Genomic DNA, 25,353 nt, shown 5'->3' with positions numbered 1-25,353 from the left:
GGCGGGGCACGGCACCCCGCCGGGATCCTATGCCGCCGGCCGCACGAAGGCTCTTCCCGCCGCGGCCGGCGGCCGTCGAAGCTTCATTCCAGGTTCGCCGCCAGGATTTCGGACAGTTCGACGATCTGGAGTTCCTCCTCTTTATTCAAGCTGTTGCACGCGTCAATCAACATGTTCAGACAGTAGGGACAAGCCGTTGTGAGCACCTCGGCTCCCTTCTCCAACGCATCGATCACCCGCAGCTCTCCGAAACGTTCCCCCATTGGCACTTCGGCCCAAATCCGCCCGCCGCCTCCGGCGCAGCAAAGGCTCAATTCCCGGTTTCGGGAGAGCTCGACCGTGCCTTTTCCGGCCACCCGTTCCAGAAGCTCCCTGGGGGCATCGTAAACCTGGCTGTGCCGGCCCAGATAGCAGGGATCGTGGTACGCCGTCTTCTTTTCGAAACCCTTCTTCACCTTGAGCTTGCCGTCCGCCATAAGCCGGCTCAGTAACTGCGTGTAATGGATGACTTCCCAATGTCCGCCCATTTCCGGATATTCGTTGGTGAACGTCCAGTAGCAGTGCGGGGACGTGGTGATGATCTTCTTCACCCCTTTCCCGTTGAACAGCTCGATGTTCGACTGAGCCAGCTTCTGGAAAAGCTCCTCGTCGCCCAGCTTTCGCATGCTTTCCCCGCAGCAGCTTTCTTCATTCCCGATCACGCCGAAACTCACACCCGCCGCCTTGAGCAGCTTTACAATGCTTTGAGCCACCTTGGTGCTTCGTTGATCGTAGCAGGAATGGCAACACACGAAGAGGAAGTATTCAGTATCGGCGCCGAAAGGAGGGACGTCCAAGCCCTCCTGCCACGCAGTGCGTTTTTCTCGGGGTCCGGACCAGGGATTGCCGTTGGCATGGGCGCTCCCCAAGATCGGCCTCAGATTCGCCGGCGCCATCCCCGCTCCCACGATACTCGCCCGCATGCCCCGCACGTTGTCGATGATCTTCACGCCGCGCGGGCAGTTGGTTTGGCACATGCCGCAGGTGGTGCAGGCAAACAGCACGTCCTCGTCTTCAAACCCTTCCATGCCCATCTGTCCCAGGCGCTGCATGTACCGGATGTTGAACTTTTCGCTGATTTCTCCGGGAACCAGCCGCCAGGGGCAGAGGTTGGTACATAGTCCGCACTGCATGCACCAGTTGAGCGTTTCGGCTCCCATGCCGATGAGGTAATCCCGCATCTCCATGGACACGTATTTCGGTTCCATCATCCTTCTCCCTTCACGCTCGCGTTGCTAAAAGCCCTTGTAGGGGTTGGGGCCGAGGTTTGCCAAATTATCGGCGAATTCGTCCAGGATTTTCGGGAGCTGCGGATAATCCGCAATGGAAATCTGCTCCAGGCGCACCCGGTCGGACTCCAGTACCAGACGATCAAGCGTTTCCTTGATCTTGGTCATACGTATGTTGGCCAGTTCGCTGCCTTTGATGAAGTGACACTGGTAATCGTCGCCGTACCGGCAGCCCAGGAGCAGCACGCCGTCAATCCCCTTGGAAAGGGCGTCGGCGATCCAGATCAGGTTCATGGAACCGAGGCAGCGAACCGGAATCACGCGGACCCAGGGATTGTAGGTAAGGCGGTGAATGCCCACCATGTCGAGCGCCGGGTAGGCATCGTTTTCGCAAGCGAGCACCAGGATGCGCGGCTTTTCCTCATCCTCTTCGGGCACTTCGATGTTCTTGATCATGTTGCCCACCATGCCCACGGAATAGTTCTTGAAAGAGATGATCCGTTCCGGGCAGGCCCCCATGCACACGCCGCACCGACGGCACCGGGTGGGATTGGGAAGCGGATTGCCTTTTTCGTCCTCGTCGATGGCTCCGAAGGGGCATTCTTCCGTACAGCGCTTGCACTGGGTGCACCGCTGCATGAAAAATTCCGGGTAGCTGAGATCCCCCGCCCTTGGGTGTACCGCCTTCCCCTGAGCGCTCATTTCTACGCACTGGATGGCCTTGAGGGCCGCTCCGGTGGCGTCTTCCACCGCCCGGGCATAGTCCATGGGCGCCCGCACGGTTCCGGCGGGGTAGATGCCGGTTCGACGGGATTCGTAGGGGAAGCAGATGAAGTGGGAATCGGGAAAACCGTACTTCAGCGCCGGGATTTCCGGACCCTGGCGGTAATCGAGGTTGAGCAGGTTGGACGCCAGGATCGTGTCTTCAGGGACCTCGGGTTCGTCTTCGCCTTCTTTGGGCGTAACGGCCTTGAAGGACTTACCGAGGGCGGCGGTGGACACCATCCCGGTGGCGAGCACCACGAGTCCCACGCTTTCCGAAACAACCGGAGCCCCGGTGAGCTGGTCTTCCGCCGAGACCACCAGGCCTCCCGTCCCGTCGTCATCCACGCCGGTCACGGTTCCTCGGACGAAAATCACCCCGTCCTTCTGAAGCTGCTTGTAGAGCAGTTCGTAGGTCCCGTGGGCGCGGATGTCCTTGTAGAAGATATAGACGGGCGTTTCGGGGTTGGCTTCCTTGAAGTACTTGGCCTGCTTGAGAGATTCCACGCAGCAGGCCGCCGAACAATAGGGCAGGTGCTTCGGATCGCGCGATCCGGCACACAGGATGAACGCCACAGCGTCCACCGGCCCCCCATTGGAGGGACGCTTAACGTTACCTTCCTTGAACATGACTTCCAATTGATCCGCCGTGATAACATCCGCCGATTTCCCGTAGCCGAGATCTTCCAGTCTGGTCGGGTCGTACGGCACCGAACCCGTAGCCAGGACCACGGCCCCCACTCGTTCCTCGACCTCGCTGCCGTTGGCGCCGATCTTCGCATCGAACATACAGGGCGCCCCGCTGATCTTCCTGACCGTAGCCCCTGTATAGACTTTGATCTTCGGATGTTCGACCACCGCCTTCACCGGGCCGTCCAGGTCCGGTGTCTCCAAGGATTCGTAGGGCGGACTGGACGGCGGCAGCTTGTACACATTCCGCAGGTACCCGCCCAGCGCATCGGCCTTTTCCACCAGCACCACCTCATACCCGGCCGATGCGGTTTCCTTCGCAGCCGTCAGGCCGGCAAGGCCGCCGCCCACCACCAAGATCCGCTTGCTCAGGTTTTCTCCCTGGAAGGGTTCCGGGGGAACCATTTCCCTGGCCTTGACGATCCCCATGCGCAGCTGATCCTCGGCGAGCATCTGCGTATCCTCGTCCCCGGCGGGATGCGCCCACACCACCTGCTCCCGCAGGTTCACTCGCTCCACCACCTTGTCACAACCGAAATCGAAGACATCGGCCATGACCCGAGGCGAACAGGCCGCAATCACCGCCGTGTTCACCCCTTCGGCTTCCATGTCGGCCCGGATGAGTGCAGTCCCTTCCGCACTGCAAAGCATCGCGTGCCGCCGGCAGATGGGAATCTTGTACTCGGTGGTCGCCACCTTCGAAAGCGCTTCGATGTCGAGCGCTTCTCCGATGCCACAACCCGTGCAAATGTAGGCACCGATCTTCTTTTCCATTGAAATCACCTCCTCACCGTCGCCTGAATCGCCTTCAGAGCCGCCGCTGTCGCATCCTGCACGCTGGTGGCCACATCCACCGGTCGTTTCACGCAGCCCGCACCGACGATGCCGGGGACACCGCTTTCAGACAGAATAAAACCGTAATCATCGTAGGCCACGGCCGCCGGCACTTTTTCAGCCGCGGTGCTCGGTACCATGCCGGTGGCCAGCACCACCAGGTCGAAAGGCTCCTTGAGGATCTTCCCTGTGGCTTGGTCTTCGACCTGGACGGTCACGAGTCCCGTCGCCGGATCTTCCAGGATTTCACCGGCTTTTCCCTTGATGAGGCGAACGCGTTCATCCTTCTGGACCTTCGTATAAAACTCCTCGAACTTCCCCAGCGCTCGAATATCGATGTAGAAGATCGTCGCCCGCGCTTCGGGGTCCTGTTCCAGGAGGTAGGTCGCCTGCTTCAACGACGCGAGGCAGCACACGCCGGAACAGTACGGAAGGTGATTTTCGTCCCTCGATCCGGCACATTGCACGAAAGCGACGTTTTTCACGTCCGCTCCGTCCGACGGCCGAACAATCCGCCCGCCCGTAGGACCGTTGGGGGACGCCAGCCGCTCCAGAATCACGTTGGTGACCACGTTCTTGTACTTTCCGAAACCGTAGTAAGCGATCCTTTCCGCGCTGTAGGGTTCCCAACCCGTGGCCCAAACGATGGCACCCACCTTGAGCTCGAATTCCTTGGGCACCATGTCCAGTTCGATGGCGTCGTACGGGCAGGCCGCCTTGATCTTCTCCGCTTCGGGTGTCCCGATGACCTCGGGAGCCAGCACGTACCGCATGGGAAAGGCGAAGTCATGCGGCAGGTACGCCGCTTTGACCTTATCCAGCCCGTAATTGAAGGGATTCGGGATTTCCGTTTCCGCCGCCTCCGCGCACAAGCCGCAGCCCGTGCACCTTTCATTGACATAGCGGGGTGCGATTTTCACTGTAACATCGAAATTTCCGGCCGTTCCCTCGATCCGGGTCACCGCCGCCATTGTGAAAAACCGCACCAGTGGATTCGCTTTGATCCGGCGGAAATTGATTTCAAGGCCGCAGTTCGGGGGGCACAACTTGGGAAAATACTTGTTCATCCGGGCGACCCGACCCCCCAGATAAGGTTCTTTTTCGACGATGTAGACCTGCCGCCCCGCTTCGGCGGTCTCCAGCGCAGCGCTCAACCCGCTCATGCCGCCTCCGACCACCAACACGCTACCATTGCCATTGACCGCTTCTGCCATCGAGTTTCCTCCCTGGTGATCCTTGCATCCTAAGGGGTTCGCATCCCGTCCGAGGCCTGCCGCCCCATGACGCCGTCCCGCGCCCGCTCATCACTTGTGCTCCCGTTCACTGACTAGGTTGGGATATCACAAAGCCCTGGTTCACGGCAAGACTCGGGTGCGACGCCGACGGCCGGTTCCCGCCCGTCCCGGTTGCTCTGCAGCAATCGAGAGAGCAAAGGGGTGGAGCCGGGGCCGAACCCGGCCGGGCGGGTGTTTTCCTTCGGCATCCGCCCCAAAAAAAAGCCCCCAGGCGCCAGGCGCCCGGAGGCTTCACGGTCAGAACATCACCTTAGACCGGCAGGTTGACCACGGGAACCTTCTTCACGGTCCATTCACCGGTCTGCGGATTCCACACGGAATTGACGAACACCCTCCAGTTCTTTTCGTCCATGTCCGGGTAGTCGGCGCGGAAGTAGTAGCCCGGCCAACGGCTTTCTTCACGGAACATGACGTGACGCAGATGGCTTTCGGCGATCCACATGCGATGCACGTTCTCCCAACACCGCATCAGCTCGTGCAGGTCTTCTGCCGCCAGCTTCTCCGCGTCTTCCTTCAGCATGCCGAGCAGTTCCAGCCCGCGTTCCAGGAGGTGCTTGTTGGTGGTGAACTGAGCCGACACGCCGGCGCAGTATTCATCCATGATCTTCTGGAGCCTGAACATGAACATCTTCGGCTTCATGAAGTTGGGGTTGATGTCGGGGTCACTGGACATGGCCGCAAACTGTTCGAACCGGCCCACAGGAGCCAGGATCCGTTCCTTCAGCTTTGCGACCTGGGCGTCGTCGACCTTGGGAGCCTGGTTGTGGTCCAGAATGTAGGCGATGGCGCCCTTGGCCGCAATCCGGCCTTCCGCGTGGGAACCGGACGAGAACTTGTGGCTCGAAGCTCCCGCGCCGTCACCGGCGGTGAAGAGCGCCGGAACCGTCGTCATGTGGTTGTACACACCGATGGCTTCCCACTGCTTCTTGTATTCGGCCGGCATCAAGTCTTCCGGACCGCAGACCCAGGCACCGGAGGCGCCGGAGTGCGAACCGATGAAGTACGGTTCGGCCGCAGCGATTTCAGACGACCTCTCTTCCGGCTGAATGTTCATACCGGCCCACAGGAGCGCCTGGCTGATGGTCATGTCGAGGAAGTCTTCCCAGGCTTCGCTTTCCAGTTCCTTCATTTTCTTCTTGAAAGCCTTGGGATCGTCCTTGTAGGCGGCGGCCAGGTTGGCGATGGCCTCTTCCGTCCTCATGTAGATGGGGCCCTTGCCTGCCATGACGTCTTCCATACCCAACCAGTTACGCAGGTTGGCAGGAATGGGCTTGCCGGTGCCGTAAGGCGCCCATTTGGGCAGTTCGCCGGCGCGTTCCACCATGTATTCCCCGCCCATGGCATTGGTGGCACGGGACTTGAAAAGGAGGAACCACGCACCGACCGGACCGTAACCATCCTTGAACCGAACAGGGATGAACCGCACTTCCTGGCAGGTCATTTCGGCACCGGCCCGGATGGTGAAATAAGCGCTCGAACCGCTGTTCCACGGCGGATACCACGCACGGCCGAGGCCTTCACCCACGGACCGCGGACGGAACACATGCACCGCGCCGCCCATGCAGGCGACGGTGGCCTTGGCGGTGAAGACGTAGAACTTGTTTTCGCGGACGCTGAAGCCTACGGCGCCGACACACTTGTTGCCGTCCATGAGCGGTTCCACGATGAACACACGCTCATAGATCTCGGCCTTGTCGCCCATAGTGGCCAGAGCGTTCTTCGCGGCTTCCGCCACGATCACCTTGTAGGATTCACCGTTGATCATGAGCTGCCAACGGCCTTCATGGACGTATTCCCCCTGTTCGTCTTTCCAGATAGGAAGGCCCCACTTTTCGAACAGGTGCACGGACGAATCCACGTGCCGCGCGATATCGTAGACCAGGTCTTCGCGGGAAATGCCCATGAGGTCCTGGCGGACGTACTTCACGTAGTCTTCCACCGTGTTCTGGCCCTTGCCGTAACCGACGTACTGGTTAATGGCTGAAAGACCCATGGCGACGGCGCCCGAACGGTCGATGGCGGCCTTGTCCACCACGGTCACCTTCAGGCCGTGCTTCTTGGCCCAGTAGGCGGCCTCAAAGGCAGCACCGCAGGCGGTCATACCGCCGCCCAGAATCAGAAGATCGGTGTCGACGCGTACAGTTTCGAAATCGGAAGGTTTCATGCGGTCACCTCCTTCAAGGTTACTTCTTTAAGGTGGGAAGTTGAGGAGCCAGAGTCGAAGCCGGTTCGGTGCACAACACCGGGCTCTTCAGATCTTCGGTTCCCGTGCTCCACTCATCCGGCCAAGGCTTGGCCTGGCCTTCCGGCGTCGTCCGAATGGGGAACTTGAACCGCTTGACCTGGCCGGAACGGAACTTGACCGTCCACATGATGTCTTCCGAACCGCGCAGAGGCACAACGGAGGCACCCATGGGAACGAAGTCGGCATAGGCGCGCACGTCGATGGCCTGCTGAGGACAAATCTTCACGCAGTTGTAGCACTCCCAGCACATTTCGGGAGCACGATTGTAAGCCTTCATCTTTTCCTTGTCCAAAACCATAAGATCATTGGGGCAGATGTACATGCAAGCCGTCTTGTCTTGCCCCTTGCAGCCGTCGCACTTTTCCAGAATCACATAACTTGGCATTGTTCCACCTCCTAAGGTTAGCACTCCTCACATCCAACGAAAGTCTTCCGTACACTCAAATCCCCGCTGCGGAAGCTCGCCTTGCACCTCCTTTCCTGAGACTGGGCGCCCTCCCCGACCGGGGCGGGCGCCTCCATATCGAACGTTCAAACATGGCGGGACGTCAGCTATTTCTTGAGGGCATCTCCGGTGGCGGCGCCGTGCAGCTTGATCTCCACCTTCTCTTCCAGGCTCTGGTAGTATTCCTGGAGAACCTTCACCACCTCCGGCCGGGAAAATTCCTTCGGCAGCTCCCCACCTTCCGAAAGGGTCTTCCGCACCATGGTGCCCGAAAGCAGCAAGCGGTCTTCCTTGCCGTGCGGGCAGGTCCTCATGGACGCCATGCCCAGGCACTTGTGGCAGTAGAAGGTCCAGTCGATCTTGAGCGGCTGAAGCTCCAGCGCGCCTTCCGGAATCTCATCGAAGATCTTCTGCGCGTCGAATGGGCCGTAATAGTCGCCCACGCCCGCGTGGTCTCGGCCGACGATCAGGTGGCTGCAGCCGTAGTTCTGGCGGAAAACGGCGTGAAGGAGCGCTTCACGTGGTCCCGCGTAACGCATCTCCGCCGGGTAACCGCCCTGGATAACCGTGTCCTTCACGAAGTAGTTGTCCACCAAAACCTGGATGGCCTTCACGCGGACGTCCGCCGGAATATCGCCGGCTTTGAGCTTCCCGACCAACTGGTGGATGTAGAGCCCGTCACACACTTCGATGGCGATCTTGGCCAGGTATTCGTGGCTGCGGTGCATGGGGTTCCGGAGCTGAAGGGCCGCGACCGTCTTCCAGCCCTTTTCGTCGAACATCTTGCGGGCTTCCGCGGGACGCTGATAAATTTCCTTGAACCGCGTGGGATAGAAGCTTTCGCTGATGACCTTCACCGGACCGGCCAGGTTGATCTCCTTCTGAGCCATCACCTTCGCCACGCCCGGGTGCCCTTCGGCGTCGTTGGTCCAGAAAACCGCCTTGCACTCGTACTCTTTGTCGATCTTGTACTTTTCAGTGACCTTCATCGTGCCGAGGATTTCGTTATTCTCCGTGTCGAAGAGAGCCACTTCCTCGTTGGCACCGATGCTGTCGGCCAAATCCTTGTCCGCAGAAACCGTAATGGGAATGGGCCAGAAGGTCCCGTCGGCCATGAGGTACTTGTCACACACGCCTTTCCAGTCGTCGTAGCCCATGAAACCTTCCAGCGGCGTGAAGGCCCCGATGCCGAGCATGATCAAATCCGACGCTTCCCGACTGGTGATGGGAACCTTTTTCAAGGTTTCGGCTTTCTGCTTCTCAGCCGCAAGGGCTCCTCCTTCAAGCAACAAGGGTTTGAGCTTTCTTTCTTTTCCGTGCGGAGGTACGAGCTTCGACATGACCCTTCTCCTTGTGTAATGTTGTTTTGAGCGTTCTCCGCCTCGCGCGGGACACTAGTTTGTGCAATATGTTGCAAGGTGATTATAATGAGACGGGACCCCTTGTCAAGTGAAATTTTACGCAATTGCGGACTGGGAAGTCCTCGGAAAACCCTTTGTTTCCAACGCGTCCCCGAGACCCGCCCCGTTCGAAAACCGCCGGAGCGACGACGCCTAAGCATTGAATCCATCCAGGGTCCGCTTCAGCTGGTCCCGGTCCTTCCACCTTGTTCCCAAGCTCCAGCTTGGGAACACAATACTGTGCAGAAGCTCCAGCTTCGATTCCCATGAGGCCGTTTCCACGCCAGAGCTTGGGAACGACTGGGGAATGTATGTCAATCAGTTACATTCCCCTCCCCTTAATCCCCTCCCACAAGGGGAGGGGAAATAGAACTCCACCTTGTTCCCAAGCTCCAGCTTGGGAACACAACTGTACAGAAGCTCCAGCTTCGATTCCCATGAGGCCGTTTCCACGCCAGAGCTTGGGAACGAAGGGAATTGCGTTGCCCCGAAGCGTTGACTCTGTGTTCTCGGACAGCCTCCTACGCTTTGGATCCCTCCAAAGCCCGCTTCAGCTGGTCCCGTTCCTTGCGCGCTTCCCGAAGTTCACCTTCCAGCGCTTCCCGCCGGGCGTCCCCCGGAGGAAGCGCCGCCAGAGTCCGTTCCAGCTCCTCCACCCGCTTCATCTGCCGATACAATTCGGCCGCCAGTTCCCTCACGCTCATGGATTCCACCGTCTTTCCATCGGCCGCTCGGCTCGGTCCCCGACCCCCCCTTTGAGGCGCAGCACAACCCTTCCGCCGCCCGAAAACCGCCTGCGGGCGCAGCGGCAAGACCATAGCGCGACTCGGACGCTTCTCCAGGAAAAAAAGCAAACCTCAGCGGCCCTGCACCCCGCCCCGGCCGCGTGAGGCATCGGGACCGGTCAGCCCCTTTCCTTCAGATGACTTTCATACGCCGAAAGAAACTTCGTGACGGCCCATGTGGGCAGCCGCAGGCGATAGCCTTTTTTCGGAGGCAGGCGGTCCCTCTTGAGGGACGGATTAAGGGCCCTGAGGTCGCTCACCGAACCCTCGATCCATCCGGCCACTTGGACCAGGCTGAGTGGCTTGCGGACCAGGATGGTCGTGTGATCGAAAATGGGAAGATAACGCGGCCGGCTGAACCCGTTCCCTTCCAGATTCGCCCCCAGCAACACCGCGGCGAAGATCTTGGGGACGAAGGCACGGGTCTGCGGGGGCAGTCCTCCCCTGGCGCTCAGTTCCCAGAAATCGTCGGTGCGGTGCCTTCGTATGGCCTTACGCACCGTGCCGGATCCAGCGTTGTAGGCGGCCAGCGCCAGAGGCCAGGAACCAAAACGGTCGTAAAGGAGCTTCAGATAGCGGGCCGCGGCCTCCGTGGCCATGATGGGATCCAGCCGCTCGTCCACCCAGCCGTCCACACGGAGTCCCATGGCCTGGGCGGTGGTCGGCATGAGCTGCCAGAAACCCGCCGCCCCTTTTTGAGACTCCGCCTTTTTCCGAAAGCTGCTCTCAACCAACGGAACGTAAACCAGTTCGGTCGGCAGTCCCGAACGCTGGAGGATCTCGGCCATGATCGGCAGATACGCCCAGCAACGCTCCAGAGATTCCTGAAAACCCTTTCGGCCCCGATTCTTGTAAATGCTCACATAACGCTGAATCTCCGGGCGCCATGGAGCATCGACCAACGATGTGTCGGTGGTGACGCGGTACTTGCTGACGCTGGGAGGTGGTTCCGTGGAAGGTAGAGAGGCCAGGATCAAGGTGTCCCCGTGGGAAGGTCGTGCAAAGTATTCCTTGGACACGATGGGGACGGTCCTTGCAACCAGCAGATCCTCCGCCAGAACCGGCGGAGGAGAGACAAGACCTCCGAGGAGTGCCGAAAAAGCGAGCGATATCAAAATCTTTCTTTGGTTGGCCGTAAGAGCCGCCCGCCTCAGTTGCCGTTGGACCCAGCTACGCAGAGCAGCCGTCATAAGCCACCTCCCTCTCCGGTTCCCATCCCTGCCTGAACGAAAGGTTCCGGCGGCGCACCGCGAGGCACGCCGAGGGCATGTCGCATCCATCGCATCAGCATTCGATGGACGCGCCGCACACCCGACAGGCGCTCGCCGTGACAGGCGATGCAAAAACCTTAGCCGGAAACCGCCCCAGATTCGAACCTTGGCCTGTTTCAGGAAACCGCGGGCCGACCTCCAACCGGTAAGGGTTCTTAACAATCCTCACGACCAAGAGACAACCAAGACATGGGCCCGTTTCGGCTCCATGGAGATGATTCTAGGAACTCCGAGTGGTCGGAACGCCGTTTTCTGTAGCTCGTTGGGATTCTTTACGGTTCTTACGCTGTTTTCCAGTCCCGCCCCCCGTGTGGCCGAACCCGCCCCTGCACCTCTAAGGTGGCGTCGTTCCTCGAGGTTGCCGAATACTCGAAGACGTGTAAAATAGTAACAACAAAATTGAAGTTTTCTTCGAGGTTGACCGATCTTTGTTATCTTATAAAGTCATGATGGCGATCCACCGTTTGGCCAAGGGAGTCCGTTTCGCGTCGGTTGCTATCTTCGTTCCGGCAACGGTGGCGCTACATTTTCTTCCTGGAATCGCACTTGCGCAGGAGGGGATGTCTTTATGACCGGAGTTGAAAAGGCGGCTGATCAGGCCGCGCCCAAGGCGTCCCTCATCAGCCTGGGCTGTGCGAAGAACCTGGTGGACAGCGAAGTGTTGGCTCATCAGCTGACGGCCCTCGGATACCGCCTGAGCGGGAATCCCGGTGAAGCGTCGTTGATCGTCGTCAACACGTGCGGTTTTCTGGAAAGCGCCGTGGAAGAGGCCATCGAAACCCTCCTGGACGTTTCCCGTTTCAAGAAGAACGGATCCTGCCGGCATCTGGCGGCGGTCGGCTGCATGGTCCAGCGCTACGGAAAAAAGCTGGTGGACCTTCTTCCCGAAGTGGACTTTTTTGCCGGGACATCCCAGTATGCGGAGTTTGCATCGCTTTTCCGCCAGTTCCTTGAAGACGGGCGCCGGAGGCTCCATCTGCGCAGGTCCACGTATCTGCTCACCGCCGAAACGCCGAAGGAACGGGCCACCGCCCGGCACACGGCCTACGTCAAAATAGCCGAAGGCTGCAGCAACCGCTGCTCCTTCTGTCTGATTCCGAAACTTCGGGGACCCTTCCGCAGCCGAACCGTCGGTGACGTGGTTCGAGAAATATCGAGCCTCGCCGAGGCGGGCACCGTGGAAGTGAACCTGATCGCCCAGGACATCACCGCCTTCGGGTCCGACCGGAATGATTCCGCCGGCTTGATACGGCTCATCGAAGCAATCGAGGCGGTCGCCGGCATCCGCTGGGTGCGGCTCCTTTACGCCCACCCTCAACGGATCACGGCCGACTTGCTCAAAACCATGAACGCGAGCCGGAAGGTGGTTCCTTACCTGGATGTCCCCTTTCAGCATTCCGCCCCCGGCATTCTCCAGGCCATGCACCGGTCCGGTGGCTGCAAGTCGGTGGAACAAGTGGTGGAACTGATTCGCAGTGAACTGCCCGAGGCGACGCTGCGCACCTCGCTCATGGTCGGCTTTCCGGGCGAGACCAAGAAGGAATTCAAGGCATTGTGCGCCTTCGTGGAACGGGCCCAATTCGACCACGTGGGGGTTTTTGTCTTTTCGCCTGAAAAGGGGAGTCTCGCCGCACGTTTTCCCGGGCGGGTTTCGCGGAGGACCGCCGAGCGCCGGCGCAGCGACTTGATGGAGATCCAACGGGCGATTTCCAGGAGGCGCCTGAGGCGTTGGGTCGGTCGACGTGTTCCTGTGCTCGTTGAAGGCGTTCATCCGGAAACGGATCTGCTCCTGGTCGGCCGCACCGCCCACCAGGCGCCGGAGGTGGACGGTTCGGTCCTGATTACGGGCGGGACGGCGGAGGTCGGACGGATTTTGGACATTACCATCACGGGAAGCCACGACTACGACCTGGAGGGCTTCGTGGCGGAGGCCACAGACGAACGTGGGGAGGCGGCGGAGAACCCTTCCGCGGCAAGACTGTGATTCCAGAATCGTTTTGACACCTCTATCCTTTTCGGCTATGAATCGAGTGTGAGCGCCTTCACGGGTTAGAAACGGGACGCACCCTAAACATCGAAAGCCACTTTCATAATGGAACGGAATTCTTCACCGTGACGGAACCGGCCCCCACCCCTGTTGACCCCATCGAAGCTTCTGCACTGAAAGCACGCATTTACACTCAAATTCGTCCTGACCTCGAAAGGATCGAAGCCGAACTCCATGGGCATCTGGATTCCAGCATCCCCCTGATCGGGGTGATCGGCCGCCACATCATGGGAAGCGGCGGGAAACGGCTCCGGCCTCTCCTCATGGTGCTTTCGGCTCGGCTCTGCGGCTACCAGGGAAACCACGACGCCCCGCTCGCCGTTTCCCTGGAATTTCTTCACGCCGCCACGTTGCTTCACGACGATGTGGTGGACAACGCCGAACTGAGGCGCGCCCGGCCTGCGGCGAACACGGTCTGGGGAAACCCGGCGGCCGTGCTGGTGGGTGACTTCCTTTACTCCAAGTCCGTACTCATGACCGTCGGCTACCAGAACCTGCGCATCCTTGAAGTCTTCTCCGATACCACCACCCGGATGGCCGAAGGGGAAGTACTGCAATTGATGCATTCCGACAATCTAGAGATCGACGAGCCGGGCTATTTTGAAGTGATCCGGCGTAAAACTGCGGTGCTCATGAGCGCGGCCTGCCGAATCGGCGGCATTTTTGGAGGCGGAAGCTCGGACCAGGAGAAAGCGCTCGGAGATTACGGTCATCACCTGGGAATCGCCTTTCAGTTGACCGACGACGCCCTCGATTACATGGGCGACCGAAATGAGCTGGGAAAGCCGGTTGGTAACGACCTCCGGGAAGGAAAAGCCACACTGCCCCTGATTCATGCCATGAGGACCGCCAAACCCGAAGACCGCCGGACGATCCAGCGGGTATTCGGAAGCGCAGCGGCGAGTCCCGAAGCATTCGAAACGGTCCGAAGGATCGTCCATGGGAGTGGAGGCATCGAATACACGCTGCAGCGTGCTTTGGAACATGTCGCCACGGCCAAGACCGCCCTGTCGATCTTCCCCGAACACCCCAGCAGGGGTATTCTCCTGGACATCGCCGACTACGTGCTCTGCCGGAAGACCTGAGGGCACGCCCCCCAGAGCGCCGCCCCCTTCGAAGCCGGCCTTCACCGGGCCGGTTTTTCATTTTGGGCTGCCGTCGGAACGGAGGGCCGCTTTTCGGACACCTTGTTTCAGAACACTCGAACGTGGTAGAAGAGGGGCGTTCAGCACCGAATGGTCACTCGGCAGCGAAGGGGCTCCTCGTTCAATACCCATGGAAATGCAACGCCGCTACCCGATTTTCCTTTCCCTCGACGGATGCACCTGCCTTGTGGTGGGTGGAGGCGGCGTGGGGGAACGCAAGGTGCGAAGTCTCCTCGAAAGCGGTGCCCGCGTTCGGATCGTTTCCCGGGAGCTCACGCCCTGGCTGGAGGAAATGAAGGATCGAGGGGCGATTTCCCACGTGGGATCGACCTATAGTCCGGAACACCTGGAAGGGGTGATGCTCGCTTTCGCTGCAACCAACGACCCGGCACTCAACCTCAGGATCGCCGGCGACGCCCGGCAGAGGGCGGTACCGTGCAACATGGCCACCGATCCGGAATGCGGCTCGTTCATTGTCCCGTCTTCCTTTTCGCGGGGACCGCTCACCGTGGCCGTAAGCACCTCCGGGGTGAGCCCCGCTCTCGCCCGAAAAGTGCGCCGGGACCTGGAACGCCAGTTCGGCCTGGAATGGGAGATCCTGCTCCGCTTCCTGGGCTTGGTGCGACAGGCCGTTCAGTCACGCAGCAACGATTCCGCGGAAAACCAGATGATTTTCAGGACCCTGGTGGATCTGCCGCTCCTGCGCTGGATCCGCCAAAACGACATTCAGACGGCGCTGGAAAAAACCGCCGAGGTTTGCGGACCCCACTTGAGCCGCCAGGAAGCGGCCGCCCTTTGGGATGAGGCATGGAAAGCATCTTCTTGATCCTGGCGACGATCTGTTATGCCCTGGGGACCGTCGGGTACCTGGTTTATCTATTCAGAGAACAGGACGGGGTACACCGGACGGCCTGGACCTTTCTCCTGGCCGGAGCGGTTCTTCACGGCGGGGCGATCGTGTTGCGCTCCGTGGACCGGGGCCACCTGGCCGTCACGGGAAGCTCGGAAGCGCTTTCCTTTTTCTCCTGGCTCCTGGTGGTGGTCTACCTGATTATCCAGGGGCGGATCGGCCTGCGCATCCTGGGGACCTTTGTCTCGCCTTTGGCGGTTGTCTTCATGCTGGCGAGCCGGATCCTCCCGGAGACCATCCTGCCGTCCAACGCCATTTTGCGGAGCACCTGGGTGACAATCCACGTGATCTCGCTCTTTTCCGCCAACGCGTTGTTCGCCGTGGCCTTCTGCACAGCGGTAATGTACCTCCTGCAGGAACGGGAGATCAAGCAGAAGCGTTTCGGTCTTTTCTTCAGCCGCCTCCCGTCGCTGGATCGCCTGGACCGGATCGGGCGTTTCTGCCTCCTTGCCGGCTTTCCGCTGATGACGGCCGGGCTCGTCACCGGCTTCATCTATGCCAACTCCGTGTGGCGGTCCCCATGGAACTGGGATCCCAAGGAGATCTTCGCGCTGATCACGTGGTGCATCTACGCTGTGCTGCTCCACGAACGGCTGGCGGTAGGGTGGCGCGGCCGCAAAGCGGCATGGCTGGCCATTTTCGGCTTCTCGGCCGTGCTGGTGACGTTCCTCGGCGTTAATCTGGTCTTCAAGGGCCACCATACTGTTTTCATCAGGTGAGTGAAGACCATGCATATCGTTTTGATGGGCATGAATCACAAGACAGCACCGGTTGAAGTGCGCGAGCGGCTGACCGCCGCCTGCGCCCAGAGATCGAACCCTGTGGCCTTTCGCACCCGGCTCCGGCATGTGGATGAAATCTTTTTTCTGTCCACCTGTAACCGCGTGGAGTTTCTTTTCACGAGCGTCCGGCCTGAAGGGGCGATCCAGGAAGTTCGAGGACTCCTGAACGCGCACCTCGGTCAGCCGCTCCTGGACGTCGAACCCCATCTCTATGTTTTTCAAGACATGGAGGCCGTCCGGCACCTTTTTCGGGTGGCTTCGAGCCTGGATTCCATGGTGGTAGGGGAGCCGCAGATCCTCGGCCAGATCAAATCGGCCTACCGCGAAGCCACGGTCCACCGCTCCGTGGGCGTGGTCCTCAACCGACTCCTTCACAAGTCCTTTTCGGTGGCCAAGCGGGTCCGCTCGGAAACCCTCATCGGAGCCTACGCGGTTTCCATCAGTTACGCGGCCGTGGAACTCGCGCGGAAGATTTTTGGAACTCTCGAAGGAAAAAGCGTGCTCCTCATCGGCGCGGGCGAAATGGCCGAACTGGCCGCCGAACATTTCCTGGCTCAGGGAGTGCGGCGCATCAAGGTCGCCAACCGCACCCTTGAACGAGCCATGGAACTGGCCCGCCGCTTCAACGCCGGGACCATCCCGTTCTCTCAAGTCGCTGATAATCTCAAGGAAGTGGACATCGTGCTCTCGTCCACGGGTTCACCCGAAACCATCCTCAACCTGCAGGACGTTCGCCCGAGAATGAGAGAACGACGGAACCGGCCTCTCTTTCTCATCGACATCGCGGTCCCCCGAGACATCGACCCCAGGATCAACGAACTGGACAACGTCTATCTCTATGACATCGACGACCTTCAGGGCATCGTGGACCTGAATCGCGGCGAACGCTTGAAAGAAGCGGAAAAGGCCGAACACATCATCGATATGGAAACGGTCAGCTTTCAGCGGTGGTTTCAAACGCTGGAAGTGGTTCCGACCATCATCGCGCTCCGGAGGAAGGCGGAAACCATTCGCGAGGCCGAACTGCGAAAGACGTTCGCCCACTTGGAAGACCTGGACGATCGTCAGCGTGAAGCCGTGACCGTGCTGACCGAAGCCATCGTCCGAAAGCTTCTTCATGACCCGATCCTCTTTCTGAAAAAGAAATCGCACAGGGAGAGCAAAAAGCTGTACGTGGATTTCACGCAGCAGCTGTTCAACCTTTCCGATGGAAACGGTTCCGATGTGGCTGAGCCTTCGCAGGAACTCCTCTGAGACCCGAAGGGGGTTCCGCCCGGCATCGCTTCTTCACTTGACTCCGCCGGGATCACATGTTACTGGATACTAACTTACTGAATCCTATAGTAAAACTGCGAGCAACCCATGGCCGATATCATCGAATTCGGGAAGCGTTCCCTGGACCTCAAGTCCGAACGCGACACCACGGAGCGACAGCGAAAGATCGAGGCGCTTCGCAAGATCTTCCAGTGCACCCGGTGCATGTTCAAGTGCGCCAAATGCGGTGCACAGCTCGACACCCAGGACCGCGGGCAAACGGGGACGTACGCCGGCCCGTATTTGTTCTGCAGCAATTGCCGGGAAGAATATGAAGAATACCGGGCCCGCGTGGAAGGCAAGACGGCTCATCCGAAGTACTACTGGCACAATGACCTTTGGATGAGGGTTTGGGAAAGCTGGCTGGAACACCAGAAAAGCCTCGACGACTATCGACGCTCCAAGGAATTCCTCCAGCTCGTTCAGGAAGTCGAAGCATTGCTCGGCCAATAGGACCGGAACAAAAAGGAGCCATCACATGATCGGTGGAATCGGAATGCCTGAATTGCTGGTGATCTTGGTCATTGTGCTCATCATTTTCGGAGCCGGAAAGCTCCCGGAGATCGGAGCCGGCCTGGGCAAGGGGATACGAAACTTCAAGAAGGCCACCACCGAGGAACCGGAACTACCGGAAAAGAAGGCGCAGGCGGTCGAGCAGTTGGAGGCCAAGAACTCCGAAAGCGAAAAGGGCAAGACCTGAATCTTTCGGCCGCAGCCGTCGCTGCGCCGCTTCGAACCCAGAAGGGCCTCTCCGAAGTCGAGAGGCTTTTCTGCTTCAACGAACAGGAAACCGGGCCCTTTGGATCGACCCGAATGTCGGCGCTGGGCGCCGGCGGTTTTCGGGCCGGAACCTTTCGTTTGCGGACACAGACCGGTCAAAAGGGGATGTCGTCATCCGGAGGACCCGACATTTCCGGGAGCTCTTCGGGGCTCTGTTGAGGGGCGGCGCTGCGTTGACCGGTGGCGCTCTTCGGGGGACCCTGCGGAGCCTTCGCCGCACCGCTTCCCGCGGAGTCACCGGCGCCGCCCAGGAAACCCACCTCGCGGGCCACTATTTCCGTGGTGTAGCGGCGGACCCCCTGGTTGTCTTCCCACTGGCGCGTCTGAAGTCGTCCCTCCACGTAGACCAGCCGTCCCTTGGCCAGATAGTTGGCACAGTTTTCCGCGTTTTTTCCGAACACCACCACCCGGTGCCACTCCGTTTTTTCCTCCCAATTGCCTTCGCCCGCCGGCACCCTATCGTTGGTGGCGACGCTGAGCTGCACCACCGCCGTTCCGCCGGTAGTGTAACGAAGATTGGGATCCGAACCCAGGCGTCCGATGAGAATGACCTTGTTGACCGTTCCTGCCATGCGCTTCCCCTCCTGCCCCAGGGTACAAGCGGGCCGCCGGCGTCACCTTCGCACCGGCCGGCGTTCTTACCAACATATGAAAATTTTTCGCACTTTAGCACAGACTTCCGGCCACCATCAAGTCGGATGACAAGGGGCTCGTTTTTCGCGCAAAAGTTGACTCCGCCCCGCAAAGCGATTACACTCTAGCGCGGCTGGAAAGCTGCAAGTATTTGTTTTCTATATCGATCCCAATTGAAAGAGACGTCCATGAGGGCGGTCCGAACCGCAACCTTTTACCTGATGCTGCTGGTCTCCACAGTGATCCTGGGAGTCGCGGCCATCGTCATCGTCCTGCTCACACGGCGCCAAGACTGGGCGCATCTGTGCGGACGACTCTGGGGCAACTTGAACCTTTGGGCCGCTGGGGTCAAGGTTCAGCTCCAGGGCGTGGAAAACATCGAACCCGGCACCACCTATATTCTGGCCGCCAATCACCAGGGATGGTTCGACATTTTCGCCATTCTCGGTAAGATCCCGGTGCAGTTCCGGTGGCTGGCCAAGGAAGAGCTGTTTCGGATTCCGCTGTTCGGCCACGCTATGCGATCCATCGGCTACATTCCCATAGACCGGGCGGACCGGCGCAAGGCCCTCGAGAGTCTGGCCACGGCCGCCGAGCAGGTGCGCCGGGGGACGTCCATCGTGATTTTTCCGGAAGGAACGCGGAGTCTGGACGGTGTGCTGCAGAACTTCAAGAAGGGCGGCATTCTACTAGCCATTCGCTCGCAGCAGCCCATCCTTCCCATCAGCATCAGCGGTTCGCACAAGATTCTCCCGAAAAAGGGAACCATCATGATCCGGCCGGGGACCATCCGGATGACCATCGGGAAACCGATCCCCACGAGGCAGCTGACGGTGAAAGACCGGGACCTGCTGATGGAAAGGCTGCGTGAAGCCATCCGGATGCATCTGCTGAAAGAGGAAGGGGGCGGCTCGACGACACGGGACAGAGGGCTGTAAACTCCGGCCCGCCGCAGCCGGCGCCGGTAAGAAATCAACGCAAAACGGAACAGGAGCCGTATCGCGATCAATATGAATTCACCGCATCTTAAAATCATACCGCTGGGAGGGCTCGGCGAAATCGGGCTCAACATGATGGTCGTCGAGTACGGCGAGACGCTGATCATCGTGGATGCGGGGCTCATGTTTCCAGAGGAAGACATGCTGGGGATCGACATCGTGATTCCCGACTTCACCTATCTCCGGGAAAACCGCGACCGGATTCAGGCGCTGATCGTCACCCACGGCCATGAGGACCACATCGGAGCCATCCCCTTTTTTCTCAGGGAGTTCCAGGTTCCCGTATATGCCACGCCGCTCACCCTGGCGCTCATCTCCGAAAAGCTGCGGGAACACAACCTGCTGCAGTGGTCCCGGTTGGTCCGGGTCCTGCCTCGGGAAACGATCCGGATCGAGCCCTTTGAGATCGAATTCATCCAGGTCTGTCACAGCATTCCGGACGGTGTGGGCTTGGCGATCCGCACGCCGGCGGGCGTGCTCGTCCATTCGGGGGACTTCAAAATCGACAACACGCCCATAGACGGCCGTCGATGCGACTTGGCTCGTTTTGCTGCCTACGGTGAAGAAGGAGTGCTCGCCCTGCTTTCCGATTCCACTAATGTGGAACGGGAAGGCTATACGCTGTCCGAAAGGGAGATCGGGCGCACGCTTCGGGAGATCTTCAGAGAATGTCCCGGGCGCATCGTCGTCGCGGTCTTCGCGAGCAACATCCACCGGATTCAGCAAGTGGTGGACATAGCCCGAGAATTCGACCGCAAGGTTTTTCTCAACGGCAAGTCCATGGTGGCGAATATCCGGATCGCCCGGGAACTGGGCTACATCGACTTCGATCCCGACGAAGAAATCTTCCTGCCCGATATACAGAAACTGCCCGATTCCCAGGTGCTCATGCTCACCACCGGAACCCAGGGGGAACCCTTCAGCGCCCTCACTCGGATGGCGTTCAACGTCCACCGCAAGCTCAAGGTCCAGCCCGGCGATACGATCATTCTTTCTTCCAAGTTCATCCCGGGAAACGAACGGGCCATTCACAACATCATCAACAATCTTTACCGCCAGGGGGCGGAGGTGATCCACGAACAGGTCAAAGACATCCATGTCTCGGGCCATGCCTACCGAGAGGAGCTGAAACTTCTCATCAATCTGGTGAAGCCGAAGTACTTCATTCCGATCCATGGAGAATTTCGCCACCTGGTGAAACACCGCCAATTGGCCGCCGCGACGGGGATACCCCCGGAACGTTGCGTGGTTGCGGAGAACGGAAATATAATCCATTTTATGCCGGAAGGTACCGTGGTCGAAAAGGGCGTGGAAGCGGGCCGCGTCTTCGTGGACGGTAAAGGAGTGGGGGATGTGGGGGACTTAGTGCTTCGGGATCGCCGTCACCTTTCCGAAGACGGAATGGTGATCGCCTCGCTGGTCCTGAGCAAGGAAACCCTGGAAATCCTGAACGGCCCCGACCTGATCAGCCGCGGCTTCATCCTCGAAGAAACGAAGCCCGAGATCCTGGACGGCGCCAAGTGCGTAGTCCTGGAAGTGTTGGATCGCTTTATTTCCGACAGCGCGGTGTGGGACTGCGCCGATTTCCAGATGGAAATCCGCAGAGAGCTCAAGCGGTTCTTTCAGCGGGTGCTGGAACGGCGCCCGTTCATCTATCCCATCGTGGTCGAGATCTGAGGAGATACTCAGTCGGTGGAGAAAAAGAAGCATGAAATCTGGGGGCTGTGCATCCTGACCCTCACCGTTTTGGTGCTTTGCAGCCTCCTGTCGTACCGGCAGTCGGACCTCACCTTTTTCAACGCTTCGGCGTCCGAGGCCCGGCCCGGAAACTGGGTGGGGGCCTTCGGAGCGAACCTTGCCTGGCTGCTCCTCTTTTTCCTGGGCGCCGGGGCCTACGCTCTCCCGGTTCTGGGGGCCTGGGTGAGCTACAGCTTGCTGAGAGGCACCACGCCTTTGCCGTACGGTCGCATTCAGGTCCTCGGAATGGTGCTCCTGGTTTTGAGCAGCGTCGCGCTTGCGGCCCTTCACCAGGAAAAGATGCACCTCTTGGGGCAGGAATTCCTCACCGGGGGTCAGGTCGGACTGCTGATTTCCCGCTGGCTGCAGCGGGAAATCAGCGTTTTGGGCAGCCACGTGCTCCTCACGGGACTGTTTCTCATTTCCCTGGTGCTCGCGACGCCGTTTTCGGTCAAACAGACATCCCGGGCGATCCGGTCCTTGGCGGCTCTTGTCCTGGTGAAGCTTTCGGCCGTCCCAATGCCCTTTTTCCGATCTTTCGGCGAGCCGTCCGGCCCGAAAGACAAGCTTAAGGCGGGATCCAGCCGGCCGCCGGCCAAACCCGAAAGGCTTACCGGCAACCGGAGACCCAGACCCGGAGACGACGAACCGAAGGCTCTCCCGGAAGCTCGGCAGCAGCTTCCGGAGATCCAGCTGAACGCGGCCTCCGCGCGGTATGTTCTGCCGGCGCTCAACATCATGGACGCGTACGAAAACGAAAACGCCCGGCCCGACCCGAAGGTGCTGGAAGAAAACGCTCGAATTCTCGAGGAGAAATTGCAGGACTTCGGCGTTCAGGGCAAGGTGATCGGGATTGCGCCCGGCCCCGTGATCACCATGTACGAGTATGCACCTGCCCCGGGCATCAAGATCAGCCGGATCGTGGGACTCGCCGACGACCTTTCCATGGCGCTCCGGGCCGTCAGCATCCGGGTGGTCGCACCCATTCCGGGAAAGGCCGCCATCGGGATCGAAATCCCCAACGCGGAGCGGGCGACCGTATCGCTCCGCTCCGTTCTGGAATCGAAGACCTTCCTTTCGTCCACCGGCCCGCTGACCATCGCTTTGGGCAAAGACATCACCGGCCAACCCGTGGTGACCAACATGGCCAAGATGCCCCACCTGTTGATCGCGGGCGCCACGGGGACCGGAAAGAGCGTGTGCATCAACGCGATTCTCGGCAGTCTTCTGTTTCGGAATACGCCCGAAGAACTGCGCCTGCTCCTGATCGATCCCAAGCGCATTGAACTGAGCAGCTACGAGCAGATCCCGCACCTGCTGCACCCGGTGGTGACCGAACCCAAGATGGCCACCCGCGCGCTGCGCTGGGCCGTCCAAGAGATGGAACTTCGTTACAGGCTGCTGGCCGACAGGAACATGCGGAACATCGAAGCCTACAACAAGGCCCTGGCCCGCGAACATCACAGGCAGGAACCCCGTCCCGAAGAGGCGGTCCTGAACGGCGAGCCGCTCGATCACCACCACCTGCCCTACATCGTCATCATTATCGACGAACTGGCGGACCTCATGATGGTGGCCTCCCGCGAAGTGGAAGAATACATCACGCGACTGGCGCAGATGGCACGGGCGGCCGGAATCCATCTCATCCTGGCCACTCAGCGGCCTTCCGTGGACGTGCTGACCGGCATCATCAAGGCGAACATCTCCACGCGGATTTCCTTCCAGGTATCTTCGAAAATCGACTCCCGAACCATCCTGGACTCCAACGGCGCGGAAGCCCTCCTGGGTTCGGGCGACATGCTCTTTCTGCCTCCCGGTACCGCCAAACTTCAGCGCATCCAGGGCGCCTTCGTTTCCGACCAGGAAGTTCAGCGCCTCACCCAGTTCTGGCGTTCCCAGGAACCGGTGGAAGACCCCCTGGGCGAACGGGTGGATTTCCACGAACGGGACGGCGCCAACGACATCGACGACGACGAAATGGACGAACGTTACGACGAAGCCGTCCGGCTGGTGATCGAAAGCCGCCAGGCCTCCATTTCCATGATCCAGCGGCGGCTCCGGGTGGGCTACAACCGGGCGGCCCGAATGATCGAAATCATGGAACAGCAGGGCATCGTCGGACCGTCCGACGGAAGCAGACCCCGAGATGTGCTGGCTCCGCGAAGAGACGGTTAAACGTGGACAACGGAAGGATTCATACGATGAGGTGGTTCCGGATCGCCTTGAGTCTTTGGATCGCGGCCGCCTGCCTGGCTGTTCCGGCGGAGCCGGCCGGCGCCCGGCGGATCGAAACGGCCGTCGACATTCTCCGGGGAATCGAAGAACATTATGGTTCCTTTCAAGCCTATTCCGCCGACTTCAGCCAGTGGACGACTTCGGCGGCCGCCTCCGCCATGACTACCGAAGCCCATGGGACCTTTTATTTTCAAAGACCGAAAAGGATGCGCTGGGAATACAGAAGTCCCGAACCGCAGGCCTTCGTGGCCGTGGAAGATTTTGTGTGGTTGGTGGTCCCCGAAGAACATCAGGTCAGTCTGTTCGACAGCCGGGACTTCTTTTCTTCGCCGATCATGAAGACCCTTTTCGACGGTTTCCTCGACCTGGCGAACCACTTCACCCCGGCGCTGGACGACGGCGAATCTTCCCGCGAAGTCGCTGTCCTCACATTGACCCCCAAGAAAGAGGACCCCAACCTGCAATCACTCCGTATCCACGTGGCGAGGAAGACCTTCGATATTCTGAGGATCGAAACGCGGGACGCCCTGGGCAACACCAACCGCCTGGACTTCCAGAACCACCGGAAGGTCGAAAGACTCCCCGATACTCTGTTTCGCCTTGAGGCCGGTCCGGACACCCTGGTACTCGGCGCGGACGGCAGGCGCCTCGAACGCGGCGAAGTCCTGGAGCTGCAGCGAAAGATCGTCGAGATGGGAAAGGAAGCCGGATGAACGCACTCGATCGTTGGACGGAAGCCATTGACCGGCTGCGAAAGCAGCGCCGCGCCGTCATCCTGGCGCACAATTACGAGCCCCCGGAAATTCAGGACGTGGCGGATATCACGGGAGATTCTCTGGAATTGAGCCGCCGCGCGAAGGAAACGGACGCGGAGGTCATCGTGTTCTGCGGCGTCCACTTTATGGCCGAAACCGCCGCCATCCTCAACCCCGAAAAGACGGTGCTGCTTCCGCGGCGGGACGCGGGTTGCCCCATGGCGGACATGGTGACCGCCGAAGACATCCGTTCCGTGAAGCAACGCTATCCAGGGGTGCCCGTAATCACCTATGTCAATTCCACCGCAGAGGTTAAAGCCGAAAGCACCATCTGTTGCACCTCGGCGAACGCCGTCCGGGTGGTCGAATCCTTCCGCGAAGCTTCCGCCGTATACATGGCGCCGGATCGAAACCTGGCCCGCTACGCCGCCCGCCACACCTCGAAAAAGGTCTATCACTGGACGGGATATTGCCCCTTCCACAACCGGCTCAGAGCGGAAGACGTCAAGCAGCGCAAGCAAGAGCACCCCGAGGCGGTTTTTGTCGCCCACCCCGAATGCCGGCCGGAAGTCCTGGACCTGGCGGATGTGGTGACCAGCACTTCCGGAATGCTTCGCTTCGCCAAGGAAAGTCCCCATTCCAGCTTCATCATCGGAACCGAAGTGGGTCTGCTCCACCCCCTTCGCAGGGCCAACCCCGCCAAGGCCTTTTATCCGGCCTCCGAAAAGATGGTCTGCACCGATATGAAGAAGATTTCCCTGGAAGACATCCAACGGGCCCTGGAGACATTGGAGCCGAGGATCACCGTACCGGAAGACGTGAGGCTGCGCGCCCTGGAAGCCGTGGAACGCATGCTCGCCGCCGCCTGAGCAGTCCGGACCAGGGACATAGGTTAGAATATGGGTTAGAGCTTGTTTAAACCATTATGACCGGGATTTGCTCATCCCCGCTCATGAAAATCATCCCCTCTCCACCCAGTGGGGGGGGGAGAGAGGGTCCATAAGCGCTAAGTTGTTTTTGCC

The 25,353-nt window shown here is 59.9% G+C and carries 21 protein-coding genes; 12 read left to right on the top strand and 9 right to left on the bottom strand.

The window, feature by feature from the left end; genetic code table 11:
• Positions 1–83: 83 nt before the first annotated feature.
• The 8 genes from FDQ92_RS09430 to FDQ92_RS09395 all read right to left on the bottom strand — a co-directional run bounded on the left by FDQ92_RS09430 (position 84) and on the right by FDQ92_RS09395 (position 10,914).
• A complete protein-coding gene (locus tag FDQ92_RS09430) occupies positions 84–1,250 on the bottom strand; it encodes a (Fe-S)-binding protein (protein ID WP_137424477.1) in 1,167 nt (388 codons plus the stop codon).
• Between the two features lie 24 nt (positions 1,251–1,274).
• Positions 1,275–3,494: a hydrogenase iron-sulfur subunit gene (locus tag FDQ92_RS09425; RefSeq protein ID WP_137424475.1), complete on the bottom strand. Its 2,220-nt coding sequence runs from the start codon at positions 3,492–3,494 to the stop codon at positions 1,275–1,277.
• 5 nt (positions 3,495–3,499) lie between these two features.
• Complete coding sequence (locus tag FDQ92_RS09420) at positions 3,500–4,768, bottom strand: CoB--CoM heterodisulfide reductase iron-sulfur subunit A family protein (RefSeq protein ID WP_137424473.1); 1,269 nt, start codon at positions 4,766–4,768, stop codon at positions 3,500–3,502.
• 331 nt (positions 4,769–5,099) lie between these two features.
• The gene (gene aprA / locus FDQ92_RS09415) at positions 5,100–7,013 is read right to left on the bottom strand and encodes an adenylyl-sulfate reductase subunit alpha (protein WP_137424471.1); all 1,914 of its coding nucleotides are present in this window, start codon (positions 7,011–7,013) and stop codon (positions 5,100–5,102) included.
• A 19-nt stretch (positions 7,014–7,032) separates the two neighbouring features.
• Positions 7,033–7,479, bottom strand: coding sequence for an adenylyl-sulfate reductase subunit beta (gene aprB / locus FDQ92_RS09410; RefSeq protein WP_137424469.1), 447 nt, complete (start codon positions 7,477–7,479; stop codon positions 7,033–7,035).
• 167 nt (positions 7,480–7,646) lie between these two features.
• The gene (gene sat / locus FDQ92_RS09405) at positions 7,647–8,879 is read right to left on the bottom strand and encodes a sulfate adenylyltransferase (protein WP_137424467.1); all 1,233 of its coding nucleotides are present in this window, start codon (positions 8,877–8,879) and stop codon (positions 7,647–7,649) included.
• Between the two features lie 581 nt (positions 8,880–9,460).
• Entirely contained in the window at positions 9,461–9,643 is a 183-nt protein-coding gene (locus FDQ92_RS09400; protein ID WP_137424465.1) for a hypothetical protein, read from the bottom strand.
• A gap of 200 nt (positions 9,644–9,843) precedes the next feature.
• Positions 9,844–10,914 carry a lytic transglycosylase domain-containing protein gene (locus FDQ92_RS09395; protein WP_170180273.1) on the bottom strand — a complete coding sequence of 357 codons (1,071 nt, stop codon included), beginning with the start codon at positions 10,912–10,914 and terminating at the stop codon, positions 9,844–9,846.
• Between the two features lie 649 nt (positions 10,915–11,563).
• On the opposite strand from FDQ92_RS09395, the gene rimO reads away from it, so the two are divergent.
• The 7 genes from rimO (at position 11,564) to tatA (ending at position 17,893) form a co-directional block, all read left to right on the top strand.
• A complete protein-coding gene (gene rimO / locus FDQ92_RS09390; RefSeq protein ID WP_137424461.1) occupies positions 11,564–12,979 on the top strand; it encodes a 30S ribosomal protein S12 methylthiotransferase RimO in 1,416 nt (471 codons plus the stop codon).
• Positions 12,980–13,107: 128 nt separating this feature from the next.
• Entirely contained in the window at positions 13,108–14,127 is a 1,020-nt protein-coding gene (locus FDQ92_RS09385) for a polyprenyl synthetase family protein (protein ID WP_246041646.1), read from the top strand.
• 190 nt (positions 14,128–14,317) lie between these two features.
• Positions 14,318–15,013: a precorrin-2 dehydrogenase/sirohydrochlorin ferrochelatase family protein gene (locus FDQ92_RS09380; protein WP_170180272.1), complete on the top strand. Its 696-nt coding sequence runs from the start codon at positions 14,318–14,320 to the stop codon at positions 15,011–15,013.
• On the top strand, positions 14,995–15,816 hold the full coding sequence (gene ccsB, locus FDQ92_RS09375) for a c-type cytochrome biogenesis protein CcsB (protein WP_137424457.1): 822 nt from the start codon (positions 14,995–14,997) through the stop codon (positions 15,814–15,816). Before FDQ92_RS09380 ends, ccsB begins: the two co-directional genes overlap by 19 nt.
• Before the next feature lie 9 nt (positions 15,817–15,825).
• Positions 15,826–17,133, top strand: a complete 1,308-nt coding sequence (hemA, locus tag FDQ92_RS09370; RefSeq protein ID WP_137424455.1) for a glutamyl-tRNA reductase — start codon at positions 15,826–15,828, stop codon at positions 17,131–17,133.
• A gap of 108 nt (positions 17,134–17,241) precedes the next feature.
• Complete coding sequence (locus FDQ92_RS09365; RefSeq protein WP_137424453.1) at positions 17,242–17,646, top strand: hypothetical protein; 405 nt, start codon at positions 17,242–17,244, stop codon at positions 17,644–17,646.
• A 25-nt stretch (positions 17,647–17,671) separates the two neighbouring features.
• Positions 17,672–17,893, top strand: a complete 222-nt coding sequence (gene tatA / locus FDQ92_RS09360) for a twin-arginine translocase TatA/TatE family subunit (RefSeq protein WP_137424451.1) — start codon at positions 17,672–17,674, stop codon at positions 17,891–17,893.
• Positions 17,894–18,068: 175 nt separating this feature from the next.
• Here the strand turns inward: tatA and FDQ92_RS09355 are convergent, their stop codons facing one another.
• Positions 18,069–18,545 carry a single-stranded DNA-binding protein gene (locus FDQ92_RS09355; RefSeq protein ID WP_137424449.1) on the bottom strand — a complete coding sequence of 159 codons (477 nt, stop codon included), beginning with the start codon at positions 18,543–18,545 and terminating at the stop codon, positions 18,069–18,071.
• A 249-nt stretch (positions 18,546–18,794) separates the two neighbouring features.
• Between FDQ92_RS09355 and FDQ92_RS09350 the strand changes: the two genes are divergently transcribed.
• The 5 genes from FDQ92_RS09350 to nadA all read left to right on the top strand — a co-directional run bounded on the left by FDQ92_RS09350 (position 18,795) and on the right by nadA (position 25,200).
• Positions 18,795–19,544, top strand: coding sequence for a lysophospholipid acyltransferase family protein (locus FDQ92_RS09350; RefSeq protein WP_137424447.1), 750 nt, complete (start codon positions 18,795–18,797; stop codon positions 19,542–19,544).
• A 72-nt stretch (positions 19,545–19,616) separates the two neighbouring features.
• Positions 19,617–21,281: a ribonuclease J gene (locus FDQ92_RS09345; RefSeq protein ID WP_137424445.1), complete on the top strand. Its 1,665-nt coding sequence runs from the start codon at positions 19,617–19,619 to the stop codon at positions 21,279–21,281.
• Between the two features lie 15 nt (positions 21,282–21,296).
• Positions 21,297–23,516, top strand: a complete 2,220-nt coding sequence (locus tag FDQ92_RS09340) for a DNA translocase FtsK (RefSeq protein WP_137424443.1) — start codon at positions 21,297–21,299, stop codon at positions 23,514–23,516.
• Between the two features lie 26 nt (positions 23,517–23,542).
• Positions 23,543–24,289, top strand: a complete 747-nt coding sequence (locus FDQ92_RS09335; protein ID WP_137424441.1) for a LolA family protein — start codon at positions 23,543–23,545, stop codon at positions 24,287–24,289.
• A complete protein-coding gene (nadA, locus tag FDQ92_RS09330) occupies positions 24,286–25,200 on the top strand; it encodes a quinolinate synthase NadA (protein WP_137424439.1) in 915 nt (304 codons plus the stop codon). Before FDQ92_RS09335 ends, nadA begins: the two co-directional genes overlap by 4 nt.
• Positions 25,201–25,353: the final 153 nt, after the last annotated feature.

It is taken from the genome of Desulfoglaeba alkanexedens ALDC, from assembly GCF_005377625.1.
In the GTDB taxonomy this organism is placed as follows: domain Bacteria; phylum Desulfobacterota; class Syntrophobacteria; order Syntrophobacterales; family DSM-9756; genus Desulfoglaeba; species Desulfoglaeba alkanexedens.
Note: the sequence above shows the minus strand (reverse complement) of the source record. Positions and strands in the feature narration are given on the sequence as shown.

Coding starts and splice junctions, on each gene's coding strand:
- tatA (WP_137424451.1), top strand. CDS start 17,672: ATGATCGGTGGAATCGGAATGCCTGAATTGCTGGTGATCTTGGTCATT.
- ccsB (WP_137424457.1), top strand. CDS start 14,995: ATGGAAAGCATCTTCTTGATCCTGGCGACGATCTGTTATGCCCTGGGG.
- FDQ92_RS09380 (WP_170180272.1), top strand. CDS start 14,318: ATGGAAATGCAACGCCGCTACCCGATTTTCCTTTCCCTCGACGGATGC.
- sat (WP_137424467.1), bottom strand. CDS start 8,879: ATGTCGAAGCTCGTACCTCCGCACGGAAAAGAAAGAAAGCTCAAACCC.
- FDQ92_RS09355 (WP_137424449.1), bottom strand. CDS start 18,545: ATGGCAGGAACGGTCAACAAGGTCATTCTCATCGGACGCCTGGGTTCG.
- rimO (WP_137424461.1), top strand. CDS start 11,564: ATGACCGGAGTTGAAAAGGCGGCTGATCAGGCCGCGCCCAAGGCGTCC.
- nadA (WP_137424439.1), top strand. CDS start 24,286: ATGAACGCACTCGATCGTTGGACGGAAGCCATTGACCGGCTGCGAAAG.
- FDQ92_RS09335 (WP_137424441.1), top strand. CDS start 23,543: ATGAGGTGGTTCCGGATCGCCTTGAGTCTTTGGATCGCGGCCGCCTGC.
- FDQ92_RS09345 (WP_137424445.1), top strand. CDS start 19,617: ATGAATTCACCGCATCTTAAAATCATACCGCTGGGAGGGCTCGGCGAA.
- FDQ92_RS09350 (WP_137424447.1), top strand. CDS start 18,795: ATGAGGGCGGTCCGAACCGCAACCTTTTACCTGATGCTGCTGGTCTCC.
- FDQ92_RS09365 (WP_137424453.1), top strand. CDS start 17,242: ATGGCCGATATCATCGAATTCGGGAAGCGTTCCCTGGACCTCAAGTCC.
- FDQ92_RS09430 (WP_137424477.1), bottom strand. CDS start 1,250: ATGATGGAACCGAAATACGTGTCCATGGAGATGCGGGATTACCTCATC.
- FDQ92_RS09420 (WP_137424473.1), bottom strand. CDS start 4,768: ATGGCAGAAGCGGTCAATGGCAATGGTAGCGTGTTGGTGGTCGGAGGC.
- FDQ92_RS09395 (WP_170180273.1), bottom strand. CDS start 10,914: ATGACGGCTGCTCTGCGTAGCTGGGTCCAACGGCAACTGAGGCGGGCG.
- FDQ92_RS09425 (WP_137424475.1), bottom strand. CDS start 3,494: ATGGAAAAGAAGATCGGTGCCTACATTTGCACGGGTTGTGGCATCGGA.
- FDQ92_RS09400 (WP_137424465.1), bottom strand. CDS start 9,643: ATGAGCGTGAGGGAACTGGCGGCCGAATTGTATCGGCAGATGAAGCGG.
- aprA (WP_137424471.1), bottom strand. CDS start 7,013: ATGAAACCTTCCGATTTCGAAACTGTACGCGTCGACACCGATCTTCTG.
- hemA (WP_137424455.1), top strand. CDS start 15,826: ATGCATATCGTTTTGATGGGCATGAATCACAAGACAGCACCGGTTGAA.
- aprB (WP_137424469.1), bottom strand. CDS start 7,479: ATGCCAAGTTATGTGATTCTGGAAAAGTGCGACGGCTGCAAGGGGCAA.